The organism is Mesorhizobium sp. YIM 152430, assembly GCF_029210365.1.
GTDB lineage: Bacteria > Pseudomonadota > Alphaproteobacteria > Rhizobiales > Rhizobiaceae > Aliihoeflea.
Window position 1 is genome coordinate 109,296 of the sequence record NZ_JARGES010000041.1, and the last position, 20,968, is coordinate 130,263.

21 protein-coding genes are annotated in these 20,968 nt (G+C 64.3%); 9 read left to right on the plus strand and 12 right to left on the minus strand.

Going from position 1 to position 20,968, the window contains the following annotated elements:
* Nucleotides 1-134: 134 nt before the first annotated feature.
* Nucleotides 135-2,336, plus strand: a complete 2,202-nt coding sequence (locus PZ895_RS11965; RefSeq protein ID WP_275839215.1) for an AMP-binding protein — start codon at nucleotides 135-137, stop codon at nucleotides 2,334-2,336.
* On the opposite strand, the gene PZ895_RS11970 is transcribed toward PZ895_RS11965, so the two are convergent.
* The 5 genes from PZ895_RS11970 to PZ895_RS11990 all read right to left on the minus strand — a co-directional run bounded on the left by PZ895_RS11970 (nucleotide 2,319) and on the right by PZ895_RS11990 (nucleotide 8,095).
* Nucleotides 2,319-3,155, minus strand: a complete 837-nt coding sequence (locus tag PZ895_RS11970) for a phosphatidylcholine/phosphatidylserine synthase (protein ID WP_275839216.1) — start codon at nucleotides 3,153-3,155, stop codon at nucleotides 2,319-2,321. The genes PZ895_RS11965 and PZ895_RS11970 overlap by 18 nt on opposite strands.
* Entirely contained in the window at nucleotides 3,152-3,850 is a 699-nt protein-coding gene (locus PZ895_RS11975; protein WP_275839217.1) for a phosphatidylserine decarboxylase, read from the minus strand. The genes PZ895_RS11970 and PZ895_RS11975 overlap by 4 nt, the downstream gene beginning before the upstream one ends.
* Nucleotides 3,851-3,920: 70 nt before the next feature.
* Complete coding sequence (locus PZ895_RS11980; RefSeq protein WP_275839218.1) at nucleotides 3,921-5,825, minus strand: ABC transporter ATP-binding protein/permease; 1,905 nt, start codon at nucleotides 5,823-5,825, stop codon at nucleotides 3,921-3,923.
* Nucleotides 5,815-6,165: a metalloregulator ArsR/SmtB family transcription factor gene (locus PZ895_RS11985; RefSeq protein ID WP_275839219.1), complete on the minus strand. Its 351-nt coding sequence runs from the start codon at nucleotides 6,163-6,165 to the stop codon at nucleotides 5,815-5,817. The genes PZ895_RS11980 and PZ895_RS11985 overlap by 11 nt, the downstream gene beginning before the upstream one ends.
* 64 nt (nucleotides 6,166-6,229) lie before the next feature.
* A complete protein-coding gene (locus PZ895_RS11990) occupies nucleotides 6,230-8,095 on the minus strand; it encodes a LysM peptidoglycan-binding domain-containing protein (RefSeq protein WP_275839220.1) in 1,866 nt (621 codons plus the stop codon).
* 126 nt (nucleotides 8,096-8,221) lie between these two features.
* Between PZ895_RS11990 and PZ895_RS11995 the strand changes: the two genes are divergently transcribed.
* Nucleotides 8,222-8,833 (plus strand): TIGR00730 family Rossman fold protein, encoded by a 612-nt coding sequence (locus PZ895_RS11995; protein WP_275839221.1) that lies wholly within the window; start codon nucleotides 8,222-8,224, stop codon nucleotides 8,831-8,833.
* Here PZ895_RS11995 and rarD read toward each other — a convergent pair.
* From rarD to cysS, 4 genes are all read right to left on the minus strand, one after another.
* Nucleotides 8,817-9,773 (minus strand): EamA family transporter RarD, encoded by a 957-nt coding sequence (rarD, locus tag PZ895_RS12000; protein WP_275839222.1) that lies wholly within the window; start codon nucleotides 9,771-9,773, stop codon nucleotides 8,817-8,819. The genes PZ895_RS11995 and rarD overlap by 17 nt on opposite strands.
* Nucleotides 9,774-9,868: 95 nt before the next feature.
* The gene (gene cimA / locus PZ895_RS12005) at nucleotides 9,869-11,482 is read right to left on the minus strand and encodes a citramalate synthase (RefSeq protein ID WP_275839223.1); all 1,614 of its coding nucleotides are present in this window, start codon (nucleotides 11,480-11,482) and stop codon (nucleotides 9,869-9,871) included.
* Nucleotides 11,479-11,967, minus strand: coding sequence for a GFA family protein (locus tag PZ895_RS12010; RefSeq protein ID WP_275839224.1), 489 nt, complete (start codon nucleotides 11,965-11,967; stop codon nucleotides 11,479-11,481). The genes cimA and PZ895_RS12010 overlap by 4 nt, the downstream gene beginning before the upstream one ends.
* Nucleotides 11,964-13,394, minus strand: coding sequence for a cysteine--tRNA ligase (gene cysS / locus PZ895_RS12015; RefSeq protein ID WP_275839225.1), 1,431 nt, complete (start codon nucleotides 13,392-13,394; stop codon nucleotides 11,964-11,966). The genes PZ895_RS12010 and cysS overlap by 4 nt, the downstream gene beginning before the upstream one ends.
* A 361-nt stretch (nucleotides 13,395-13,755) precedes the next feature.
* Here cysS and PZ895_RS12020 point away from each other — a divergent pair, with 361 nt between their 5' ends.
* Complete coding sequence (locus PZ895_RS12020) at nucleotides 13,756-13,923, plus strand: transcriptional regulator (protein ID WP_275839226.1); 168 nt, start codon at nucleotides 13,756-13,758, stop codon at nucleotides 13,921-13,923.
* Here the strand turns inward: PZ895_RS12020 and PZ895_RS12025 are convergent.
* A complete protein-coding gene (locus PZ895_RS12025) occupies nucleotides 13,920-14,678 on the minus strand; it encodes an SOS response-associated peptidase (protein WP_275839227.1) in 759 nt (252 codons plus the stop codon). The genes PZ895_RS12020 and PZ895_RS12025 overlap by 4 nt on opposite strands.
* Nucleotides 14,679-14,723: 45 nt before the next feature.
* Here PZ895_RS12025 and PZ895_RS12030 point away from each other — a divergent pair, with 45 nt between their 5' ends.
* The 6 genes from PZ895_RS12030 (at nucleotide 14,724) to PZ895_RS12055 (ending at nucleotide 18,198) form a co-directional block, all read left to right on the plus strand.
* Nucleotides 14,724-15,170: an NUDIX domain-containing protein gene (locus PZ895_RS12030; RefSeq protein ID WP_275839228.1), complete on the plus strand. Its 447-nt coding sequence runs from the start codon at nucleotides 14,724-14,726 to the stop codon at nucleotides 15,168-15,170.
* Nucleotides 15,171-15,173: 3 nt separating this feature from the next.
* The gene (locus PZ895_RS12035; protein ID WP_275839229.1) at nucleotides 15,174-15,545 is read left to right on the plus strand and encodes a TIGR02301 family protein; all 372 of its coding nucleotides are present in this window, start codon (nucleotides 15,174-15,176) and stop codon (nucleotides 15,543-15,545) included.
* A 121-nt stretch (nucleotides 15,546-15,666) separates the two neighbouring features.
* Nucleotides 15,667-15,924 carry a hypothetical protein gene (locus tag PZ895_RS12040; protein WP_252926217.1) on the plus strand — a complete coding sequence of 86 codons (258 nt, stop codon included), beginning with the start codon at nucleotides 15,667-15,669 and terminating at the stop codon, nucleotides 15,922-15,924.
* A gap of 48 nt (nucleotides 15,925-15,972) precedes the next feature.
* Nucleotides 15,973-16,671 (plus strand): hypothetical protein, encoded by a 699-nt coding sequence (locus tag PZ895_RS12045; protein WP_275839230.1) that lies wholly within the window; start codon nucleotides 15,973-15,975, stop codon nucleotides 16,669-16,671.
* Between the two features lie 73 nt (nucleotides 16,672-16,744).
* On the plus strand, nucleotides 16,745-17,590 hold the full coding sequence (locus tag PZ895_RS12050; RefSeq protein ID WP_275839231.1) for a folate-binding protein YgfZ: 846 nt from the start codon (nucleotides 16,745-16,747) through the stop codon (nucleotides 17,588-17,590).
* The gene (locus PZ895_RS12055) at nucleotides 17,590-18,198 is read left to right on the plus strand and encodes an HD family hydrolase (protein ID WP_275839232.1); all 609 of its coding nucleotides are present in this window, start codon (nucleotides 17,590-17,592) and stop codon (nucleotides 18,196-18,198) included. Before PZ895_RS12050 ends, PZ895_RS12055 begins: the two co-directional genes overlap by 1 nt.
* On the opposite strand, the gene PZ895_RS12060 is transcribed toward PZ895_RS12055, so the two are convergent.
* Together PZ895_RS12060 and PZ895_RS12065 are read right to left on the minus strand one after the other, a co-directional pair.
* Nucleotides 18,195-19,661: a RimK family protein gene (locus PZ895_RS12060; protein ID WP_275839233.1), complete on the minus strand. Its 1,467-nt coding sequence runs from the start codon at nucleotides 19,659-19,661 to the stop codon at nucleotides 18,195-18,197. The genes PZ895_RS12055 and PZ895_RS12060 overlap by 4 nt on opposite strands.
* Nucleotides 19,658-20,782: a peptidase C39 family protein gene (locus tag PZ895_RS12065; RefSeq protein ID WP_275839234.1), complete on the minus strand. Its 1,125-nt coding sequence runs from the start codon at nucleotides 20,780-20,782 to the stop codon at nucleotides 19,658-19,660. The genes PZ895_RS12060 and PZ895_RS12065 overlap by 4 nt, the downstream gene beginning before the upstream one ends.
* Between the last annotated feature and the right edge of the window lie 186 nt (nucleotides 20,783-20,968).

Sequence of the window (20,968 nt, forward strand, 5' to 3'; positions counted from 1 at the left end):
CTAACTGCCCATCGGTCAGGCTGCCAGCGGAACAAGCGGGCCGGCATCCGGATTGACGTGGACTGCCATTCGGCTACCCTCCGCGCCAACGGCCGACAAGAGCCGCTTGGCCTCGAGAGGTTGGAGGTGCGGCAATGCTCCAGACCGTTTTGATCATCGCCGGTGTCCTGGCGCTATGGGCGGCATTTGCGCTCTGGCTGTCGCATCGGCAGGGGATATCGATACACCAGGCGCTGCTTTACGCGCCGCTGAAGCTTGTCTTCCGGATCGATGATTCGTCATTGCGCGCGGCGCAGACGCCGGGCCCGGTCATCTACGCGATATCGCACCAGTCGCGCCTCGACCCGGCCTTGATGCTGTCGGTCCTGCCCAACGACACGCTGCATATCCTCGACGAGGCGTCGTCGCGTGCGATGTGGCTCGAACCATGGCGCGAACTTGCGCGCACGATCGCCTTCAAGGCGCAGCATGTCTTCGTCAATCGCCGGCTGACCCGCCGCCTCAAGGGAAATGGCCGGCTCGCCGTCTATTTTCCCTTCGACGCCGAACCGGACGTCAAGAGCTTCCGGCTCTACCGGGCAGTCGCCAAGATCGCGGTTTCGGCCGACGCCAAAGTCGTGCCGATCTATATTCGCGGATCGAGCCATCTGCCTGGCGCCTACGAGCCCGCCGCCAAGACGCCGCGCCAGCTTCTGCCGAAACTGCGCATCATGGCACTCCCGGCCCGCACCATCGGCGAACTGGTCGAGGACGCCGGGCCGGTCGGCATCACCACGTCGAACGCCCTGTTCGACCGCGTCGCGGAAGCACGCTTCTTCAGCCAGGGGCGGCCGAAGACCATTTTCCATGCAGTGCGCAGCGCAGCGCTCCTCTACGGTCCCGGCCGCGTGATCGCCGAGGATGTCGCCGGCGAAAAACTCGTCTATCGCGCGCTGTTCGCCAAAGCGAGAATCCTGTCGGGCAAGCTTGTCGAGATCGGCACCAGCGGCGACATTGTCGGACTTCTCCTGCCCAACGCAGCGCAGAGCATCGCGACGTTCCTCGCGCTCCAGTCCGCCGGTCGGGTGGTCGCGATGATGGGTGCGGGCGTCGGTCCGGTCGACCTCGTGCGCGACGGCACGATCCGAATCGTCGTCACATCGCGCGCCCATGTCGAGAAAGCACGGCTGGCCGGCGACATCGAAGCCATCGCGGCTGCCGGCGGGCGCATCGTCTATGTCGAGGATCTGGAAAGCTCGGTGACGATGTCCGAGCGGGTTCTGGGCTGGATCGCCTGGCGCGCGCGACGCCTGCCCCGCCAGGCGGACGATGCCGCGGTCGTGCTCTTCAAGCAGACGGCGAACGGCCAGCGCGGCGTCGTCCTCAGCCACGCCAATCTGATCGCCAATGCCGCGCAGATCGAGGCCCGGCTGGTGCTTTCGCGCAGCGACACGATCCTCTCAGTGCTGCCGCTCCATACGGCGCTCGGACTGACGGTCGGCCTTATACTGCCGTTGATGAAGGGCGTGCGCGCGCTCGCCTATCCCTCGCCGCTGCACACGCGCCAGATCCCGCAGGTTGCGGGAACCCGGCATCCGACAATCCTGTTCGCCACCGATGCCCTGCTCGCGGCCTATGCAAAAGCGGCACAGACCAATGATTTCGACAGTTTGCGCCTGATCGTCTCCGGCGGCGAGCGCCTGCGCGCGGCCACCCGCCAGCTTTGGGCCGACCGTTTCGGCAAGACGATCATGGAAGGCTATGGGCTGACCGAGGCATCGCCCGTCGTTGCAGTCAACTCGATCACTCATGGCCGGGCGGGCACGGTCGGTCGCCTGTTGCCGGGGATGCGGATGCGCATCGAGCCGATCGACGGCTTCGAGTTGGGCGGCAGACTGAAGATCGCCGGCCCGAACATTGCAATTCGCTATCTTTCTGCGGATGAAGCCATGGCGACGGATGGCTGGTTCGACACGGGCGATATCGTCTCGGTCGATCGCGAAGGCTATCTGACCACGCTTGGACGTGCAGGCCGACTTGCCGTCATAGGCGGCACGACCGTCTCGCTTGCGCTGGTCGAGGAGGCTGCGGAGGCCATATGGCCGAATTCGATTCATGCCGCCGTCGCGCTGAGAGGCACTACGGGCGATGACCAGATCGTTCTCGTCACCACCCATCCCGATGCAGACCGCGCCGTTCTGGCCCGGCAATGGAAGCGGCACGGTTTCGACGATGCGGTCCTTCCATCGAAGCTGATCCCCATTCGCTCGATGCCGACGACCACGAACGGACGGATCGACCATGCCAGGCTGGTGGCGATCTGCGAGGAAGAACTCGGTCTAAGCAGCGCCGCTTGAATCGTCCGTTTGTGCGGGTTGCGCCTCGCGGACGGCACGTTCGGCGCGGCGGGCATAGGCGCGTACGCTGAAGGGCAGCATTGCGAAATAGGCTGCCGCCGTCAGCGCCAGCGTCGTCCAGGTATAGCTGAACAAAAGCGCTACATAGCCGACGATCGCCAGCATCAGCGGCAGAACCAGATCGCGCCGCACCCGCATCCCGCTCGACTTGCCCGAATAGACCGGCAACTGGCTGACCAGAAGCAGCGCGACGCCGACGGTGAATGCCGCGGAAACGAAACCGAAGGTCTGATTCACCGGCACGCCGATCAGGCCGAGATAGACCGGCATCAGAACCAGAAGCGCACCTGCGGGAGCCGGCACGCCGACGAAATAGTCGTTCTGCCAGGCGGGTCGATCCGGATCGTCGAGCATGACGTTGAAGCGCGCGAGGCGCAGGCAGCAGGCGATGGCGAAGACGAGCGCCGCCGTCCAGCCGACGGCGCCGGCACTGTCGAGCACATAGGCATAGAGCACCAGTGCGGGGGCCACGCCGAAATTCATGATGTCGGCGAGCGAATCCATCTGCGCACCGAAAGAAGAACTCGCCTTCAACATGCGGGCCAGACGACCGTCGAGCGCGTCGAGGAAAGCGGCGACCAAGACCATCGCCACCGCGATCTCGAACCGGCCCTCGAAAGCGAGGCGGATGCCGGACAGGCCGGCGCAGATCGCCAGAACGGTGACGAGGTTCGGCAGGATCAGGCGCAGCGGAATCTCGCGCAGGCGCGGGCTGCGGCGGCGTCCATTGGGATCGTATGGGGCAAACGGTCCCTTCACGAGACACGCACCAGCGGCGGAGTGATCGAGGCGTCGAACTCGGCGATGATCGTCTCGCCCGCCACCGCCGACTGGCCGACATGGACGCGGGTGACGGCCTTGCGCGGCAGGTAGACATCCAGACGCGAGCCGAAGCGGATGATGCCGAAGCGCTCGCCGATGCCGATGTCGCTGTCGGCGTCCGCCCAGCAGACGATGCGGCGCGCGACGAGACCCGCCACCTGCACCACGCCCACCTGCCCATTCGGGCTTTCGATGACGAGGCCGTTGCGCTCGTTCTCGCTGCTCGCCTTGTCGAGTTCGGCATTGACGAACTTGCCGGGGCGATACTCGATCTTCGAAATCCGGCCGCGCACGGGCGCGCGGTTCACATGGCAGTTGAAGACGTTCATGAAGACCGAGATGCGAGTCATTTCCTCTGCGCCAAGCCCCAGTTCCCGCGGCGGAACGGCCGGGCCGACGGCCGAGACCATGCCGTCAGCGGGACTGACGACGAGCTTGTCGTCGACCGGCGTCACGCGCTCGGGATCGCGGAAGAAGTAGGTACACCAGGCCGTCAAGATCAGCCCGATCCAGAAGAGCGTGGTCGAGAAAATGCCAAGCAGCAGCGTCACGCCCGCAAAGATCGCAATGAAGGGATAGCCCTCCCGATTGATCGGGACGAAAGTGTTCTTGATCGTGTCGACAAGGCTCATGAAAATCGCTGCTCTGATCTGATTGGGGAGTGCGACCTGATTAGCCGAACATCCCCCAACCCGCAACGCATCACTCCGCCGGCTGTTCCTCGCTCACTTCTGGGGTGCGGCGGCGAACGACAACGCCAAGCTCATCCTCCTCGCGCGCCTTGCGCAGCTTTTCCTCCGCCTCGCTCGCCTCGCGCTGGCGTGCCCACATCGCCGAATAGAGCCCTTTGGCCAGAAGCAGGTCGGCATGGCGTCCACGCTCGGCGATCATGCCGTCTTTCAGGACGATGATCTCGTCGGCGCCGATGACGGTCGACAGGCGATGCGCGATGACGATGGTGGTGCGGCCCTTCGAGACCAGGTCGAGCGCTGCCTGGATCTCCTGTTCCGTCTGGGTGTCGAGCGCGGATGTCGCCTCGTCGAGGATGAGGATCGGAGGGGCCTTGAGAATCGTCCGCGCGATGGCGACACGTTGCTTCTCGCCGCCCGAAAGCTTCAGCCCCCGCTCGCCGACCATCGCCTTGTAGCCGTCCGGCAGGCGCTCGATGAAGGGGCCGATCTGGGCCAGTTCGGCCGCGCGGCGGACCTCGTCCTCGCCTGCCGAGACGCGGCCGTAGCGGATGTTGTAGGCGATGGTGTCGTTGAAGAGCACCGTGTCCTGCGGGACCATGCCGATGGCGGCGCGCAGGCTCTCCTGCGTCACGTCGCGCACGTCCTGCCCGTCGATGGTGATCGATCCCGAGCCGATGTCGTAGAAGCGGTAGAGAAGCCGCGAGACGGTCGACTTGCCCGCACCGGACGGGCCGACGATCGCCACCGTTCTGCCGGCGGGCACCTCGAACGAGACGCCCTTCAGGATCGGCCGTGCCGGATCATAGGCGAAATGCACGTCGTCGAAGCGAACGGTCGCCTCCTCGATGACCAGCGCCTTGGCGCCGGGCCTGTCGGTGACCTCCTGCGGCACGTCGAGCAAATCGAACATGTTCTCGATGTCGGTCAGGCCCTGGCGGATTTCGCGGTAGATGAAGCCGATGAAGTTGAGCGGCACGGACAATTGCATCAGCATGGCGTTGATGAAGACGAAATCGCCGAGCGTGTGGGTGCCGCGCGCGACCTCCCACGCCGACAGCGCCATGACCAGCGCCATGCCGACGCCGAAGATGACGCCCTGGCCGAAGTTCAGCCAACCGAGCGAGGTCCAGGTCTTGGTCGCGGCATCCTCGTAGCGCGCCATCGACTTGTCGAAGCGGCCGGCCTCCATCTTCTCGTTGCCGAAATATTTGACGGTTTCGAAATTCAGCAGCGAATCGATCGCCTTGGTGTTGGCATCAGTGTCGCTGTCGTTCATCTCGCGGCGGATCTGGATGCGCCAGTCCGACGCCTTGACCGTGAACCAGGTGTAGAGCCAGACCGTGACGGCGATGATGGCGACATAGATCCAGCCATAGGCGACGGCGAAGATGATCGCGGTCAGCGCGAATTCGAGGATCGTCGGCACCGTGTTGAGAATGGTGAAGCGGACAATGGATTCGATGCCCTTGGTGCCGCGCTCGATGATCCTCGACAGGCCGCCGGTGCGTCGTTCCAAGTGAAAGCGCAACGACAATTCGTGCATGTGAACGAAGGTCTTGTAGGCAAGCTGGCGCACCGCGTGCTGCCCGACCTTTGCGAAGAGCGCGTCGCGCAACTGGTTGAGGCCGAGTTGGACGATGCGCACGGCATTATAGGCCAGCACCAGCATGACCGGGGCGACGAGGATGGCGGGGATGTAATCGGGGGCGACGAACTCTCCGTTCAGCGCATCCGTCGCCCATTTGAAGAAATAGGGCACGAGGACGAGGATCAGCTTGGCGACGACGAGGAAAACCGTCGCCCAGACGACGCGCATCTTCAGGTCCGGCCGGTCGTCGGGCCACATATAAGGCCACAGATTGACCAGCGTCGCGAAGACGGAGCCGCTGTCGGCCGATACGGTCTTAGATGCCAATTTTGCTGTCCTGCGAAGAGTGGGTTGCCGCGGCATGGTTGGCGCAGCACATGTCGATCAGGCCGGCGACACCGCGCGACAGGCTCGCCAGAGCCTCGCGGTCGACCTCATAGCGCGAACGCGGCCGCTCGGGGCGATAGGTGACGAGCCCCACCTCGACCAGAATTTTCAGATGTTGCGAAACCGTCGACTGGGCGAGGTCCAGGCATTCGACGACCTCCTTGCAGCAGCAGGCTGGTCGCGACGACAGATGCTTGAGAATATGAAGACGCGCGGGGTGGGCCAGAGCGCCAAGCCGTGCCGCCATCTCGTTCGCATTGCAGATTTGATCGGTCTTCATCGTTCATCGTCGATATACGATGAACGATGAAATGGCAAGACCGCCCCTGGAGGCGGCCTTGCATTTACTGACTGTCGGTGACCGGGGCGATCTGGTCGGAAACCGTGCTCATATCCGCCTTCTCGCCTTCCTCGGTCTCGTCGGGAACGGCAAAGACCTGACCTGGCCAGATCATGTCTGGATCGCGGATCTGTTCCTGATTGGCGAGATAGATGGTCGAATAGCGCACGCCGCGCCCGTAGACGCGCCGGGAAATCCGCCACAGCGTATCGCCGCGCCGGATGATGACTGCGCCATCGGCAGCCTGAAGCGGTTCGGCCATCGTTTCCGCAATTGCAGCGGCTTGCGGCATGGCGTCGTCAGTCCGCGCCGAACCGGTGCCGGCCGTCGCAGCGCCCGGCGGGGCTGCGATCTCGTCGGCTGGATCGGCAGGTGGCCGATCGGCGGAGGCGGCGGCAGCTGGTGCATCTGCATCGGATTCAGCCTCGATGGCCGCTGCTTCGCCTCCGATTTGCGCCTGAGACTGCGACGAGGCCGGGGGAGTGGCATTGCCGGTCGAAGACGATACGCCGCCGACGACCGTCCCGGCGCCATCACCGGCAGGAGCGACCTCCTCTCGTGCGGTAGCGGGCGGGGCGGCGGGAGTTCCAGATTCGGCAGTTCCCGCTTCGGCGGGCGCGCGCTCGGCAGGCGCGACGGCTGCCACCGCCTCACCCGGTTCGCGCTGGAACGGGACCGCTGCGCGGGCCGTCACTTCGCCGCCGGGGCCGATGACGTCGGCGCGCACGATATAGTCGCCCACCGGCAATTCGGTCTGCGTTTCGATCAGGAAGCGCCCACCTTCCGACACGCGCGTCTCGCCGAGCAGGATCTCGTTGGCATAGACGCGCACGGTCGTGCCTGCGGCACCCCGCCCGGCCACGAACACCGTTCCGCCCTCGATCTCGATCGCCTCGACTGCGAGCGAATTGCGCGGACTTGCCGGCCTGTCCTGGGTCGGGGACGTCCGGGGATCAGATCGCGCGGCTATTTGCGGCTCGTCGCCTGCCTCATCCGCCGCCCTATCGGCATCCGGTTCGGCAGGCGCATCGTCGCCCGTTACGGCCGGTGCCGATTCTTCTTCCATATCGGCAGCGTCCTGCGCGGCGGCTGAAATCTCTGCTGAGGACTGGTCGCCCGGCGCATCCTCGACGGGTGCGGCGGAGGACTCTGGAACTGCATCGATCGCGGCCTTCTCCTGCGTGACCACGGTTTCGGCCTGAACTTCCGGGACGGTGATCAGCCGCGAAGGCGCGCCCGGTTCCTCGACGAGGGCCAGAACCTGCCCGTCCTGCGTATCCGGGACGGAAACGACGGCGGTTTCGAGGGATGTCGTGACCAGCCCCTCGCCGGGGCCGGTCGAGCGCAGCACGATCTGATAGTCGCCGGGGCGCAGCGCATCGTCGAGCACGGCAGCGAAGTCACCGGACGGTCCCACCTCGGCGCGCGCGATGATTTCGGCGCCCGACACGACTTCGAGATCCGAATTCGGTTCGGCGCTGCCTGCGATCACCATCGATCCGTCGGGTTCGACACGAACGATGTCGAAGGACGGCACCACGAGATCGTCGTTCGCCTCCGCCTGTTCCGGTTCCGCTACGGCCGCGACCTCGGCGGGCGCTCCAGGCGTTTCAGGTGCGTCCTGCGCCACATCATCGGGCGCGGCGGGTGTCGCCTCTCCTGCGGAAACGTCCTCCGCAGCCTGCGGCGCATCTTCTTCTTGCGGCGTTTCGGCCGTAGATTGCGGCTCGTCGGGCTCGGCCGCAGCCATCGGCGCGGAACTTTCCTCCACCGCCCATGGATCATGGATGCCGGTGTAATAGACCATTGCAGCCGCAGCGGTGGACCCGCCTGCGGCGAACAACAAGATTTTCAGCCAGTTCGCGACCATTCGTGCCTTCCCGAAACCGGTCTCAAAGCCGGCAAAGCCCGGTTTATCCGGTTTCCCGCACCGCTACAAGAAAAAGGCCACAGCCAAGACTTGACCTCACGGATTACGCGCCTACCCATTGGGATCATGAGCACGATTCGATCCATCTGCGTCTATTGCGGGTCCTCGCCGGGCAACAGCCCCATCTATCTCGAAGCCGGCCGCACGCTGGGCGAGGCCATTGCAAAAGCCGGTCTCACGCTCGTCTATGGCGGCGGGCTGAAAGGCATCATGGGCGCCGTCGCCAACGGCACGATCGAGGCGGGCGGCAACGTCACCGGCATCATTCCCCGGTTCCTGATCCGCAAGGAAGCGGGAGACGAGGCCGGACTCGACCATCTCGACGAAGTGATTCTTACCGAAGACATGCACGCGCGCAAGCACGCCATGTTCGAGCGTTCCGATGCGTTCGTCGCTCTGCCCGGCGGCATCGGCACGGTCGAGGAAATCGTCGAGATCATGACCTGGGCCCAGCTCGGAAGACATGAAAAGCCGATGGTTTTCGGCAATGTGGCGGGCTTCTGGAACCCGATGCTGGCGCTGATCGATCACATGAAGGCCGAGGGGTTCATCCACTCGCAGCACATGGTTCGGCCGCTCGTGGTTGCCGAGCCGGCGCGGATCGTACCGGCGATCCTCGATGCCGCCCGGCAGACTACCGACGCCGAGGGCGATCCGGCGATCATCGAACGGATGTAGCCGCGACGGCCTCGGCAGCGCTTGCCCGGCGCTGCGTGAACATCGACCATGTATAGATCGCCAGCGCCGTCCAGATGAAGCCGAAGGCGACCAGCCGCGCGGTGCCGAACGGTTCGCCGAAGACGAAGACGGCGATGATCGCGATCATGGTCGGTGCGATATACTGCATGATGCCGATCGACGAAATCTTCAGGAGCTTCGCACCGAAGGCGTAGAGAACCAGCGGGATGGCCGTGATCGGACCGCACAGGACCAGCAGCGCCATGTCGAGGGGCATGTCGAGCCGGAAGCTGTTGGTGCCGGCCGTCGCCAGATAGCCGATCCACAGCACCGCCGGCGCGGTCAGGATCAGGACTTCGAGAAAAAAGCCCTGGCTGGGTCCGATCGGCAGCGTCTTGCGCAGGAAGCCATAGCCCGCGAAACTGAGCGCAAGAACCAGCGACACCCAGGGCAGACCGCCGGCCTCCCAGGTGAGGATCGCGACGGCGACGGCCGCCAGGCCGACGGCGACGAGTTGGGCTCGCGACAGCCGTTCTCCCAGCAGCACCGCGCCCATCACCACCGTCACCAGCGGGTTGATGTAGTAGCCCAGCGCCGTTTCGACCGTGCGGTCGACGGCGATGGCCCAGATATAGACGCCCCAATTGACCGAGATCAGCGCCGCCGTCAGCGTCGCCATCAACAGCGTGCGCGGCGAGCGCAGCGCCGGCCCGATGTCCCCGGTCCGCCCCATGGCGAAGAGGATGATCGCCGCTACGGGAAGCGACCAGACGACGCGATGGGCGACGATTTCCGACGCCGGCACATGGTCGAGCGCCTTCATCAGGAGCGGCATGAACCCCCACAGGAGATAGGCCGCGCCGGCGAAGGCGAAGCCGCGCAAGGGCTCAGGCTGTTCGGCCTGCATCGGGGCGTGGGGTGCGTTCATTTCAGTCTGCATTCATCCGGTTCAGCGTGCGGTCGGTGTCGCACGCCCGCCCGTTTGCGACCATCGCAAATCATTGATGCACCAATCGCATCCGGTTGATGGTGCAATCACTGGGCGGCGATGCGCGCCTCTTCGCCCGCCTTCACCAGCTTGTAGACGATCGAATCGAGCAGCGCCTGGAACGAGGCGTCGATGATGTTGTCGGAGACGCCCACCGTCCACCAGCGCGCGCCGGCCGCGTCGCGCGATTCGATCAGGACACGGGTGATTGCCTCGGTGCCGCCATTGAGGATGCGCACCTTGTAGTCGACCAGCTCGAGGTCCTCGATCTCCGCCTGGAATTTCCCGAGATCCTTGCGCAAGGCAAGATCGAGCGCATTGACCGGGCCATGGCCTTCTGCGACCGACATCTTCGCCTCGCCGTCGACCGTCAGTTTCACGACCGCTTCCGATACCGTCTTCAACTCGCCATTGGCGTCGAAACGGCGCTCGACCATGCAGCGAAAGCTGTCGACCTTGAAAAGATCCGGCACGGGGCCGAGCGTGCGCCGTGCCAGAAGCTCGAAGCTGGCATCCGCGCCCTCATAGGCGTAGCCCTGCGCCTCGCGCTCCTTGACCAGCGAGACCAGCGTGTCGAGACGCGGATCGGCCCTGTCGACGGCGATGCCGCGCCGCTTCAGTTCGGCGATGAAATTCGACTTCCCGCCCTGATCCGAAACCATGACCTTACGCGCATTGCCGACCGTTTCGGGCGGCACATGCTCATAGGTCTGCGGCTCCTTGAGGATTGCCGAGGCGTGGATGCCAGCCTTGGTCGCGAAGGCCGACGCGCCGACATAGGGCGCCTGGGCGTTCGGCGCGCGATTCAGAAGTTCGTCGAAGGCGCGCGAAAGCCGTGCGAGGCCCTCCAGCCCTCCGGGGGTGATCGCGGTCTCGAAGCGCTCTGCAAAGGCCGGCTTGAGGACGAGCGTCGGGATGATGGTGACGAGATTGGCGTTGCCGCAGCGCTCGCCGATGCCGTTCAGCGTACCCTGCACCTGCCGCACGCCCGCCTCGACGGCGGCGAGCGAGTTCGCCACCGCCTGCCCGGTGTCATCATGGGCGTGGATGCCGAGATGGTCGCCGGGAATGCCGGAAGCGATCACCGCAGCAACGATCTCGCGCAGCTCGGCCGGCTGCGTGCCGCCATTCGTGTCGCATAGGACAACCCAGCGGGCGCCGGCGGCGTATGCCGCTTTTGCACAGGCCATTGCGTAGGCCGGATTGGCCTTGTAGCCGTCGAAGAAGTGCTCGCAATCGACCATCGGCTCCCGGCCCGCCGCCTTCGCCGCCTCGACGGAGGCGCGGATCGCGTCGAGATTTTCTTCATTCGTGCAGCCGAGCGCGATGCGGACGTGATAGTCCCAGCTTTTGGCCACGAAGCAGATCGCGTCTGCCCTCGCCTGGAGAAGTTCAGCGAGGCCGGGATCGTTCGATGCCGAGACCCCTGCCCGCTTGGTCATTCCAAAGGCGACGAAGGTCGATTTCGACGTGCGCTTTTCCTGAAAGAACGCCGTGTCGGTCGGGTTCGCGCCGGGATAGCCGCCCTCGACATAGTCGATGCCGAACGCATCGAGCATTCCCGCGATCGCGATCTTGTCCTCGACGGAAAAGTCGACGCCCGGCGTCTGCTGGCCGTCTCGCAATGTCGTGTCGAAGAGATAGATGCGTTCGCGGGTCATGTCCGGTCCTTCGGCGGCCAGGATTCGGTATCGTGATCCGGGTGCTGAAACGATTTCAGATCGGCGAGAAATGGAGCGGCGCCGTCGCTCTCCGTGCGCTCCGAAGACAGCGGCGCAAGATCGTCGACATAGGGAAGCTTGGCTTCGATGCCCCATTGCTTCGTCGGCGCCACCGAGGCCGGATCGTCGAACGCGCCGATGGCGAGCGCGATGCCGTCAGGCGCCTCGTAGGTCAGCGGCGTGCCGCATTCGGCGCAAAAGCCGCGCAGAACGTGGTTCGACGAACGGTAGCGCTTGGGCTCGCCGCGTGTCCATACGAGCCCGTTTTCGGGCGCCGTCGCAAGCGGTGCGTAAAACGCGCCGAACGCCTTCTGGCACATGCGGCAATGGCAGATCGAGACGGAAGTCAGCGCCCCCTCGATGCGGAAGCGCACCGCGCCGCACTGGCAGCCGCCGGTGTAGACGGGTTTGTTGGGCAGGCTCACCTCTTCACCTCCCACGTCGTCACGCGCTCCCCGGTCGTCGGATCCTTGCCATCCTTCAACTGGATGCCCTGTGCCAGAAGCTCGTCGCGGATGCGGTCGGCTTCGGTCCAGTTCTTGTCGCGGATGAAGGCGAGGCGGTTGGCGACAAAACGCTTCACGGCATCTTCATCGACATCAATCGTTTCCGGCTCGAATCCCAAAAATGCGATTGTGGCCTTCAGCGATGCCGCAGCCTCGTCCGTGCCCCTGCCCGCCAATTGCGAAAGAGCATGAAACGCGTCGCTGGTGGCCATATCGTCCGCAAGCGTGTCCAGTATAGGTTGCGAAACATCGCCTTGGACGGGTGCCTGATCTGCAATCCGCAACCACTTGCGCAAGGTGCTTTCCGCTTCCTCTAGCCGCCTCACGCTAAAATCAATCGGCTCGCGATAATGCGTCATCAGCATTGCCAATCGCAGCACCTCGCCCGGCCACTTCCGCCCGCCGAATTTTTCCGTGTGCAGCAGGTCGTGAATGGTGACGAAATTCCCCTCGCTCTTCGACATCTTGCGGCCTTCGACCTGCAAGAAACCGTTGTGGAGCCAGTAATTCGCCATCACCTCGGTCCCATGGGCGCAGCGGGACTGGGCGATTTCGTTTTCGTGGTGGGGGAAGATGAGGTCGAGGCCGCCGCCGTGGATGTCGAAGATTTCGCCCAGATAGGCGGCCGACATGGCCGAGCATTCGATGTGCCAGCCGGGGCGGCCGCGGATCGCCAGCGGTTTGCCGCCGATTGTGAAGGTTGCATCCCAGCCGGGCTCGGCCTCGCTCGACGCCTTCCAGAGCACGAAATCGCCGGGGTTCTTCTTGTGGATGTCGACGGCGACGCGGGCGCCGGCGCGCTGGTCTTCGAGGTTGCGGCCCGAGAGCTTGCCGTAATCCTCCATCGAGACCGTGTCGAAGAGGATTTCCCCTTCCGCCGCATAGGCATGGCCGCGATCGATGAGAGATTGAATCAGGCCGACCATGTCGGCCTTGCCGTCCGCGCGCGGCAGCACGAATTCGGTCGCGCGCGGCTCGTGCGTCGGCGGGAGGCAGCCGAGGGCCTTCACATCCTCATGGAACTGCGTCGCCGTCGTTTCAGTGACCTTGCGGATCGCCTCGTTAAGCGGCAGGTCGGGAAAATCGCGCAGGGCGCGCGCGTTGATCTTGTCGTCGACGTCGGTGATGTTGCGCACATAGGTGACGTTTGCCTCGCCATAGAGATGGCGCAGCAGGCGAAACAGCACGTCGAACACGATGACCGGGCGCGCATTGCCGATATGGGCGAAGTCGTAGACCGTGGGGCCGCAGACATACATCCGCACGTTTTGCGGATCGATCGGCCGGAAGACCTCCTTCGTCTTCGTCAGCGTATTGGTCAAGCGCAGTTGCGGCGCTTCAGTCATGCGTCAACCTTCCCACGGAACCAGTCCTCCACCGGCTGGCCGGGAGGTTTTCTCGTTCACGATCGGAAGGGCGAAAACGTCCAGACCAGCAGACTGCTAGCCGATAATGCAAATGCCGGTAATGGCGAGCTGCGTTTTCATGGCCTGCTTTATCGCGCTGCCATCAAGGCGCGTCAAGGGCGGAAATACGGCCGCCGAATGGCCGTTCGCGTGGCAAAAATGCCGCATAAAGAATGCGTTAAGCATGACGCTACAAATTGAACTGAATTGTCCGCATCGGCCATCCTTGCGGCCAAGCTTTGGTCTTATTCGATCCCCACCTCGGGCGGGTAGCCGCCGGACAACCGAACAGGAGATTGAGATGCCCGTCCTCGCCACCAAGACCGAACGCCAGCGCGCCGAATACATGTCGCTGACCCAGCACTACCGCAATATCGGCCCGGCAGCGATCCTGGCAGCCGTGCTTGCCGCGCCGCGCAAGCGCACGGCCGAGCCGAAGTCGCCGCAGACGATGAAGAAGTCGGCCTAAAAAAGATCGAGCTGACCGGCCTTCGGCCTCGGCTTTTTCCCGGCAACAGGCTCCGGCGCGACCAGCGCCGGGTGAGTAAGATCCGGGTCGTCATTGGCGACCTTGTTGACGCGGTCCGATACCGGGATCGCCTCGAACAGGTCCGGCTCGGCCGGACGCATCAGATGCGAAACGTCGCGCGGTTCGTTGCCGACGCAGTCGAGCCATTCGGCGAAATCCTGCTCGTGAACGACGACCGGCATCCGGTCGTGGATCGGCGCCAGCTTCTCGTTGGCCGACGTCGTCAGGATCGCCCCGGTGTCCATCTCGCTGCCCTTCGGGTCGATATAGGTTTCCATCAGCCCGGCGAAGGCCAGCGCGCCGCCATGGCGCGGCTTGAGAAAGTAAGGCTGCGGCCTGCCCTTCCCGTCACGCTTCCACTCATAGAAGCCCGATGCCGGCACCAGCGTGCGCCGGTGGCGAAGGGCGGCGCGGAAGGCGTTCTTCTCGGCGGCGGTCTCCGAGCGCGCATTGATCAGCAGCGGAAACGCCTTCACATCCTTGACCCAGGACGGCAGAAGGCCCCAGCGGACGAGTTCGGCGCGGCGGTCGGGCAGGTTCGAGCCCGGCTCGCGGCGATAGCCGGCTGCAATCATCAGGATCGGCTGCGTCGGCGCGATGTTGAAGGGAGGTGCCAGCCCGCCCTCGAGCGGCATGATCGCGAACAGCGCCTCGATCTCAGCCGCCGTCTGGGTCAATACGAAACGTCCACACATGCGCCCTATTTAGGGGACGGGACTGAATAACGGGAGAGCCATCCGATGAAACGCATCGCCGCCGCTTCCGTCGCACTTGTGCGGGAGGGGCGCTTCCTGCTGGTCAAACGCGGGCGCGGCGCAGCGCGCGGCCAATATGCCTTTCCGGGCGGGCGGTGCGAGACGGGCGAAAGCGCGGAGGATGCGGCCCGCCGGGAACTGACGGAGGAAACTGGGCTCGTCACAGGCAGGCTGACGCTCCTGCGCCGGATCGAGATCGAGAGTGAGGACATGATCTTTGAACTCGACGTGTTTCAGGCAGACGAGGCCACCGGAGAGGCGCTCGCCGCAGACGATGCCGAAAGCCTCGGCTGGTTCACGCCCGGCGAGATGGCAAGGCTCGACGTCACCGCGTCGACGCTGGAATTCGCGCGCGAGATCGCCGCGTCACATTGCGGCCCGACAGGCGAGCGATTAAACGATGGCCTCGTCACCTGGAACGGACCCCGCTAGCACATGCGCCTCATCGCCCGCCTCGTCCTGCTCGCCGGCCTGGCAACGGAACCGGGTGGGCTCGCGCGCGCGGCGGATTCGCCCTTCGAAGCCAATCTGGTGCGGCTGTCGGAAGTGTTGGGCTCGCTCCATTTTCTGCGCAATCTTTGCGGCGAGGCGAGCGACGAGTGGCTCGTCCATATGGAGCGGCTTCTGGAGGCGGAGAACCCCGATGAGGCACGCCGCGCCAAGTTCGTCGCGAACTTCAATGCCGGCTACCAGGCATTCGACGCCAACTATACGCGCTGCACGCCATCGGCGATCGAGGCCATTTCGCGCTACATGAAAGAAGGCGAGAAGCTGACCCGCGACACGGCCGCGCGCTTCGGCAATTAGCATTCGATTAACTTTTTAATCAAAGTCTCGATGCGTGACATTTTTGCTGTGGTAAAAAGGCTTAACCAGTCCTCAACGACAAATGCCAAATGCCGATGATCTCGGCGCCGGGGGTTAGCCGATGAACTACAGCCTCAACGACATCGACGCCATCATCCGCGAGGAAAAGCGGCTGACGGCGGTCGAGAGCCATTGCGAGGCGTGGGCCGAGGGACTTTCGGCGGGCATCGAGCCGGAAATCATCGCCGAGGCGGCGCTGTCGACGGCGCTGCGCGAACTGGTCAAGACGGCCGGCGAGGATTCCGCCGTTCTCCTTCTTGAAAAGATGCGCAAGCTGGCGCTTTCCGGCGCATTCGACGGCGACAAGAAGCTGCACTGACGATTTTGCCGCGCGCAAATCCCTCATCGTCGTGATAGCGTTGCGGCCATGAAAAGCGCCGTTCGTTTCCTTCCAGCCGTCTGTCTTGCCGGTCTCATCCTGGCGGTGCCGGCCCATGCCTTCAGCGAGTTGCAGGAGGTGCAGATGGAGGAACCGGAAGAGCAGCCAGACCGCGAATCCGTTCCAGGCGTCGAGCGCGGTCCGAACCTGCCCGACCTCGAGGTTCCCCTGCCCGACCCGCTTCGTCCGGCGACGCCGGGTGCCAAGGTCGCCGAGGAAACGCCACGCGTGCTCTACGACGTCATGCTTCTGCCCGAGCCCGTCCGCCGGATGCGGGAATCAATCATGGCGGCGTGCAAGGCTGGCGATATCGAGGCGCTGCGGGCGCTGCTTTCCACAGGTCCGAATGCGACCCAGCTTTCGCTCTCGGCCGTCGTCGGCGATCCGATCGAGCATCTGAAGAGCCTTTCGGGCGACGACGAGGGCCACGAAATCCTGGCTATCCTCTACGAGGTCCTGGCTGCCGGCTTCGTCCATCTCGATATCGGCACGGACGACGAAATCTATGCCTGGCCCTATTTCGTCGCGCTCCCGATCGGCGATCTGACGCCGCCGCAGCGCGTCGAACTCTTCAAGCTCGTCACGGCCGGCGACTATGAGGAGATGAAAGCCTATGGAACCTACATCTTCTTTCGCACAGGCATCTCGCCGGATGGCGAATGGGAGTTCTTCATCGGCGGCGAGTGAGCGCATCTGCTTGCCGCGAGGGACGCTTGCGCCTACCTAAGCGGCGTCACGCAACAGCCTTCCGAGTCGCTTCATGCCGACCGTACACCTCACATCCCGCGCCATCGTCTCCATCGACGGGCCGGAGGCCGAGCATTTCCTTCAAAATCTGATCACCCCCGATCTGGCGGCGCTTGCGCCCGGTGAGGCAAAGCCCGGCGCGCTGTTGACGCCGCAAGGCAAGATCCTGTTCGATTTCCTGATCTTTCAGTCCGATGACGGATTGCGGCTCGAATGCCGCGCCGACATCGCCGACGATCTCGTCAAGCGGCTGACCATCTACAAACTGCGCGCCAAGGTGGGGATCGTCAAACAGGATCAGGCACTTGTCGCCGTTTCATGGGGCGATGATTCCAGGTCTTCGCAATCCGGGTCATCCGTGCGCGACCTTCGCTTCGAAGACGTCGTCCTGCGGCACTATGCGACGACGCCACCCGCAACCGCCGATGAAGCCACCTGGACCGCGCTGCGCGCACAAAACGGCATCGCCGAAAGCGGCGCGGACTACGATCTCTCCGACGTCTTCCCGCATGACGTTCTCTACGACCAGAATGGCGGCGTCGGGCTCAGGAAGGGCTGTTTCGTCGGGCAGGAAGTGGTGTCGCGGATGCAGCATCGCGGAACGGCGCGGCGGCGGGTGATGATCGCGGCGAGCGACGATGCGCTGCCGGATGCCGGCACCGAAATCACCGTCGACGGGCGTCCGGTCGGCACGCTCGGCTCGAATGCGCGAGGCAAGGGCATCGCCATCGTGCGGATCGACCGCGTCAAGGATGCGCTCGACGCCGGTCACGACATTCTCGCTGGCGACGCCAGGCTGACGCTGACGATTCCCGCCTGGGCGCGCTACACGCTGCCCGAACCGAAGACAGCAGACTGATGCCGGACCGGCGCGGCGCTCCCGCGCGCGCTTGGCAGCGGATGCTGTCCGGCCGCAGGCTCGATCTTCTCGACCCCTCGCCGCTCGACATCGAGATCGGCGACATCGCGCATGGGCTCGCCCGCGTCGCGCGCTGGAACGGCCAGACCCATGGCGCGCACGCTTTTTCCGTCGCGCAGCATTCGCTGGTCGTGGAAACCATCCTGCGCTCTATCGAGCCGGAACTGGAGCCGCGCTGGCAACTGGCGGCGCTGCTGCATGACGCACCCGAATACGTCATCGGCGACATGATCTCGCCCTTCAAGCAGCAGATCGGCGACAGCTACCGCATCGTCGAGCACCGGCTCCAAGTCGCGATCCATCTGCGCTTCGGCCTGCCGTCGACGCTTCCCGCGCCGATCAGGAAGGCGATCAAGCGTGCCGACCAGATCGCCGCCTATCACGAGGCGACGCGACTGGCCGGCTTCGGCATGGCCGAAGCGGTGAAGTTCTTCGGCCGCCCGACGGGCGTTACGGCGGGCGAACTGGCGCTCGAGCCGCAGGCTGCCATGCTGGTGCAGAATGCCTTTTTGGCGCGGTTCACCAAGATCGAAGCGGCGCTCGTCTAACGCCCCTGCTTCTCCAGGCGGTTCAGGAACCATTTTGTCAGCCGCACCCAGACCTCGTCCTTCTCGCCGGCATCTTCCACCCCATGTTCGAGATTGGGGTTGTCGTTGACCTCAATGACGTAGATTTCGCCGCTCGGCATTTCCTTCAGATCGACACCGTAGAGCCCGTCGCCGACGCAGCGCGCGGCGCGCACGGCCGTCTCGACGACATGGGCGGGTGCCTGTGCCAGCGTGAAGGCGCGGAAGCCGCCTTCGTCGGGCTTACCGCGCCGGTCGTGGTTGACGATCTGCCAGTGCTTCTTGGCCATCAGATACTGGACGGCAAAGAGCGGCTGGCCACCGAGGACGCCGATCCGCCAGTCATAATCGGTGGGCGAATATTTCTGCGCGATCAGGAGATCGGAATCCTCCAGCCATCTGGCCGCGAGCGTCTTCAATTCCTCGAAACCGTTCGCCTTCTTGACGCCGCGGGAAAACGCGCTGTCGGGGATTTTCAGCACGAGCGGAAAGCCGAGCATATCGGCCGCCAATTGCAGATCCGCAGCACCGGCGATCATCACGGTCGGCGGGACGGGAACGTTGTGCGCCTCCATCAACTCGTTGAGATAGACCTTGTTGGTACAGCGGATCATCGACAGCGGATCATCGATGACGGGCATACCCTCCTGCTGGGCGCGGCGGGCGAAGCGGTAGGTGTGGTTCGATATCGCCGTCGTCTCGCGGATGAACAGCGCGTCGTAATTCGCCAGCTTCGGCAGGTCGCGTTTGCCGATTGGTTCGACCTCGACGCCCATCTTGGCGGCGATGCGCGACCAGTATCTGAGCGAGGCGATGGACGATGGCGGGAGTTCCTCCTTCGGATCGACCAGCGTCGCAAAGGAATAGCGCGACGGCGTGCGCTGCTTGGTGTCGCGCCATTCGCGCGCGGTATAGGTGTCGAGCGCGGCGAGGAAGCGCGTTTTCTCGTCGTCCTTCATGCGCGCGAGCGGCAGAAAGCCAATGCGGCCGATGGAAGCCCATTCGCCATTGTCGCGTATGGTCACTTCCAGCGCCGGCGCGCGAAACCAGTCGAAAAGGAGGCGCGCGAAACGCTCCCACGCCTTCGACGGGCCGATGCCGAGAAAGACGCCGACCCTCGTCGGAAAGGCGCCGCCGAGTTCCTTTCGGCATCGGTTGAGCGCCTGTTCCAACTCGGGCAGCGACGCCTCATAGAGCTTCTTTTCCGAAAGGTCGATCATCGTCTCGACCGACGGGATGATGCGGTGGCCGCGCGAGCCCGCCAGAAGCGAGGCGTAGTAGCCGCGGCTCTGGTAGGCGTAGGAACCGGACAGGTTGATGATCTTCGGCCGCTGCGTGCGAAACAGCGACGGATGCGTCAGGTAGTCCCGGTTGGTGATGATCTTGTGGGGGGTTTCGAACTGGTCGAGGTCGCTCTTGCGGCCGGTCAGGATGACCCAGGTCATGTTTTTCGTCTGTCTCCGAGCACGACGGCGGCCCGCAAGGGGGGATGGCCGAATTGCGCCATTCGCATGAACATCTCATAGGGCACCGGCACGTTCGCCGCGTCGGAAGCCGTCTCGCCGTGCTCGTCCTCGACCCAGGGGTCGTGGATGAAGATGTGGTCGCCATCGTCGTCGATGGCCAGGACCCAATGCGGCACCTTCTTGCCGAACATCAGGAAGCCCGAGATAAGAACCATCACGAGGCGCCCTTGTTTCAACGCCCGGCGAATATCGTCGAGCATGAAAGCGCGATCGTGGACGGCGACGCCGTATTCGGCGATGCGGGCGCGAAAATCGATCTGCGCCAGCAGCATGACACGCCGCTTTTCCTTGTCGCGCACCGATTGCAGGAAGAGCGGGCCTTCATGCGAAACGAAGATTTCAGACATGAGACCATGCTCGTGCGCCGCGACTGCAATGCCGAAAGGCTCGCATCCGCCGGGCCCCGACATCATGAAGACCGTCGTCGCCTCGCGCCAAAGGCGGATTTCCTTCACCGGCTCGGGCACGTAGTCGGCATCGAAATGCGCCATCGCCATCATCAGGCAGCATGGCCCGCAGGTGAAGTCGGCGGTCTGTTCGTAAAATGGCACCTTGGTCGAGCGAACCTCGCCATGAAGCAGCTTTTCCATGCGGATCGCTGCGACGCCATCCTCGTAATAATTGTCCACGATCGCGATGCGGCGGTAGTGGTTCTTCTCGTAAAGCGCGATGGCGCGGGGGTTGTCTTCGCGCACCTCCAGCCGCAGCAGCATCCGGCCATGCTCATAGGCGGCATGTTCGGCAGCCGCGAGCAGCGTTCGGCCAAGGCCGGTTCCCTGCATCTGCGCGTCGGCCGCGATTGAATAAAGCCGCGCGACGCCGCTCCCCTTTCGAAACAGCACCATGCAATAGCCGACGATCGTGCCGTCCCGGATCGCGACGGTGGTCTCGGCCGTCGAGCGCTCGATCAGCTTGTGGAAGGAGCGGCGTGAGATGCGGTCGTGAGTGAAGACGCGCGACTCAAGCGCGGCCAGCGCATCCTCGTCGCCGATGCGGGCGGCGCGCAACGTGATGCCTGAAGCGAGCGGTGCGGATGCCATTGCGGCTGACTTCCTCGGGAAAGTCGGGCGCCGGCCTTGCTCCTCCAACTCCGGCTCGCCGACACCTTTCCGAGGCCGGCGAATTTTCGCTTTCGCGCCCCGATTATGGCCGAATTGGGACGCCTGTCCAGCGCCTTGCACGGCTTGGTTTTCGCGTTTGCACAGGGCTTAATGCGCTGCGACAGA

Excerpts from the sequence above, each read along its gene's own strand:
- PZ895_RS11965 (WP_275839215.1), top strand. The coding sequence starts at position 135 with ATGCTCCAGACCGTTTTGATCATCGCCGGTGTCCTGGCGCTATGGGCG.
- PZ895_RS11975 (WP_275839217.1), bottom strand. The coding sequence starts at position 3,850 with ATGAGCCTTGTCGACACGATCAAGAACACTTTCGTCCCGATCAATCGG.
- PZ895_RS11985 (WP_275839219.1), bottom strand. The coding sequence starts at position 6,165 with ATGAAGACCGATCAAATCTGCAATGCGAACGAGATGGCGGCACGGCTT.
- PZ895_RS11990 (WP_275839220.1), bottom strand. The coding sequence starts at position 8,095 with ATGGTCGCGAACTGGCTGAAAATCTTGTTGTTCGCCGCAGGCGGGTCC.
- PZ895_RS11995 (WP_275839221.1), top strand. The coding sequence starts at position 8,222 with ATGAGCACGATTCGATCCATCTGCGTCTATTGCGGGTCCTCGCCGGGC.
- rarD (WP_275839222.1), bottom strand. The coding sequence starts at position 9,773 with ATGCAGACTGAAATGAACGCACCCCACGCCCCGATGCAGGCCGAACAG.
- cimA (WP_275839223.1), bottom strand. The coding sequence starts at position 11,482 with ATGACCCGCGAACGCATCTATCTCTTCGACACGACATTGCGAGACGGC.
- cysS (WP_275839225.1), bottom strand. The coding sequence starts at position 13,394 with ATGACTGAAGCGCCGCAACTGCGCTTGACCAATACGCTGACGAAGACG.
- PZ895_RS12020 (WP_275839226.1), top strand. The coding sequence starts at position 13,756 with ATGCCCGTCCTCGCCACCAAGACCGAACGCCAGCGCGCCGAATACATG.
- PZ895_RS12025 (WP_275839227.1), bottom strand. The coding sequence starts at position 14,678 with ATGTGTGGACGTTTCGTATTGACCCAGACGGCGGCTGAGATCGAGGCG.
- PZ895_RS12030 (WP_275839228.1), top strand. The coding sequence starts at position 14,724 with ATGAAACGCATCGCCGCCGCTTCCGTCGCACTTGTGCGGGAGGGGCGC.
- PZ895_RS12035 (WP_275839229.1), top strand. The coding sequence starts at position 15,174 with ATGCGCCTCATCGCCCGCCTCGTCCTGCTCGCCGGCCTGGCAACGGAA.
- PZ895_RS12040 (WP_252926217.1), top strand. The coding sequence starts at position 15,667 with ATGAACTACAGCCTCAACGACATCGACGCCATCATCCGCGAGGAAAAG.
- PZ895_RS12045 (WP_275839230.1), top strand. The coding sequence starts at position 15,973 with ATGAAAAGCGCCGTTCGTTTCCTTCCAGCCGTCTGTCTTGCCGGTCTC.
- PZ895_RS12050 (WP_275839231.1), top strand. The coding sequence starts at position 16,745 with ATGCCGACCGTACACCTCACATCCCGCGCCATCGTCTCCATCGACGGG.
- PZ895_RS12055 (WP_275839232.1), top strand. The coding sequence starts at position 17,590 with ATGCCGGACCGGCGCGGCGCTCCCGCGCGCGCTTGGCAGCGGATGCTG.
- PZ895_RS12060 (WP_275839233.1), bottom strand. The coding sequence starts at position 19,661 with ATGACCTGGGTCATCCTGACCGGCCGCAAGAGCGACCTCGACCAGTTC.
- PZ895_RS12065 (WP_275839234.1), bottom strand. The coding sequence starts at position 20,782 with ATGGCATCCGCACCGCTCGCTTCAGGCATCACGTTGCGCGCCGCCCGC.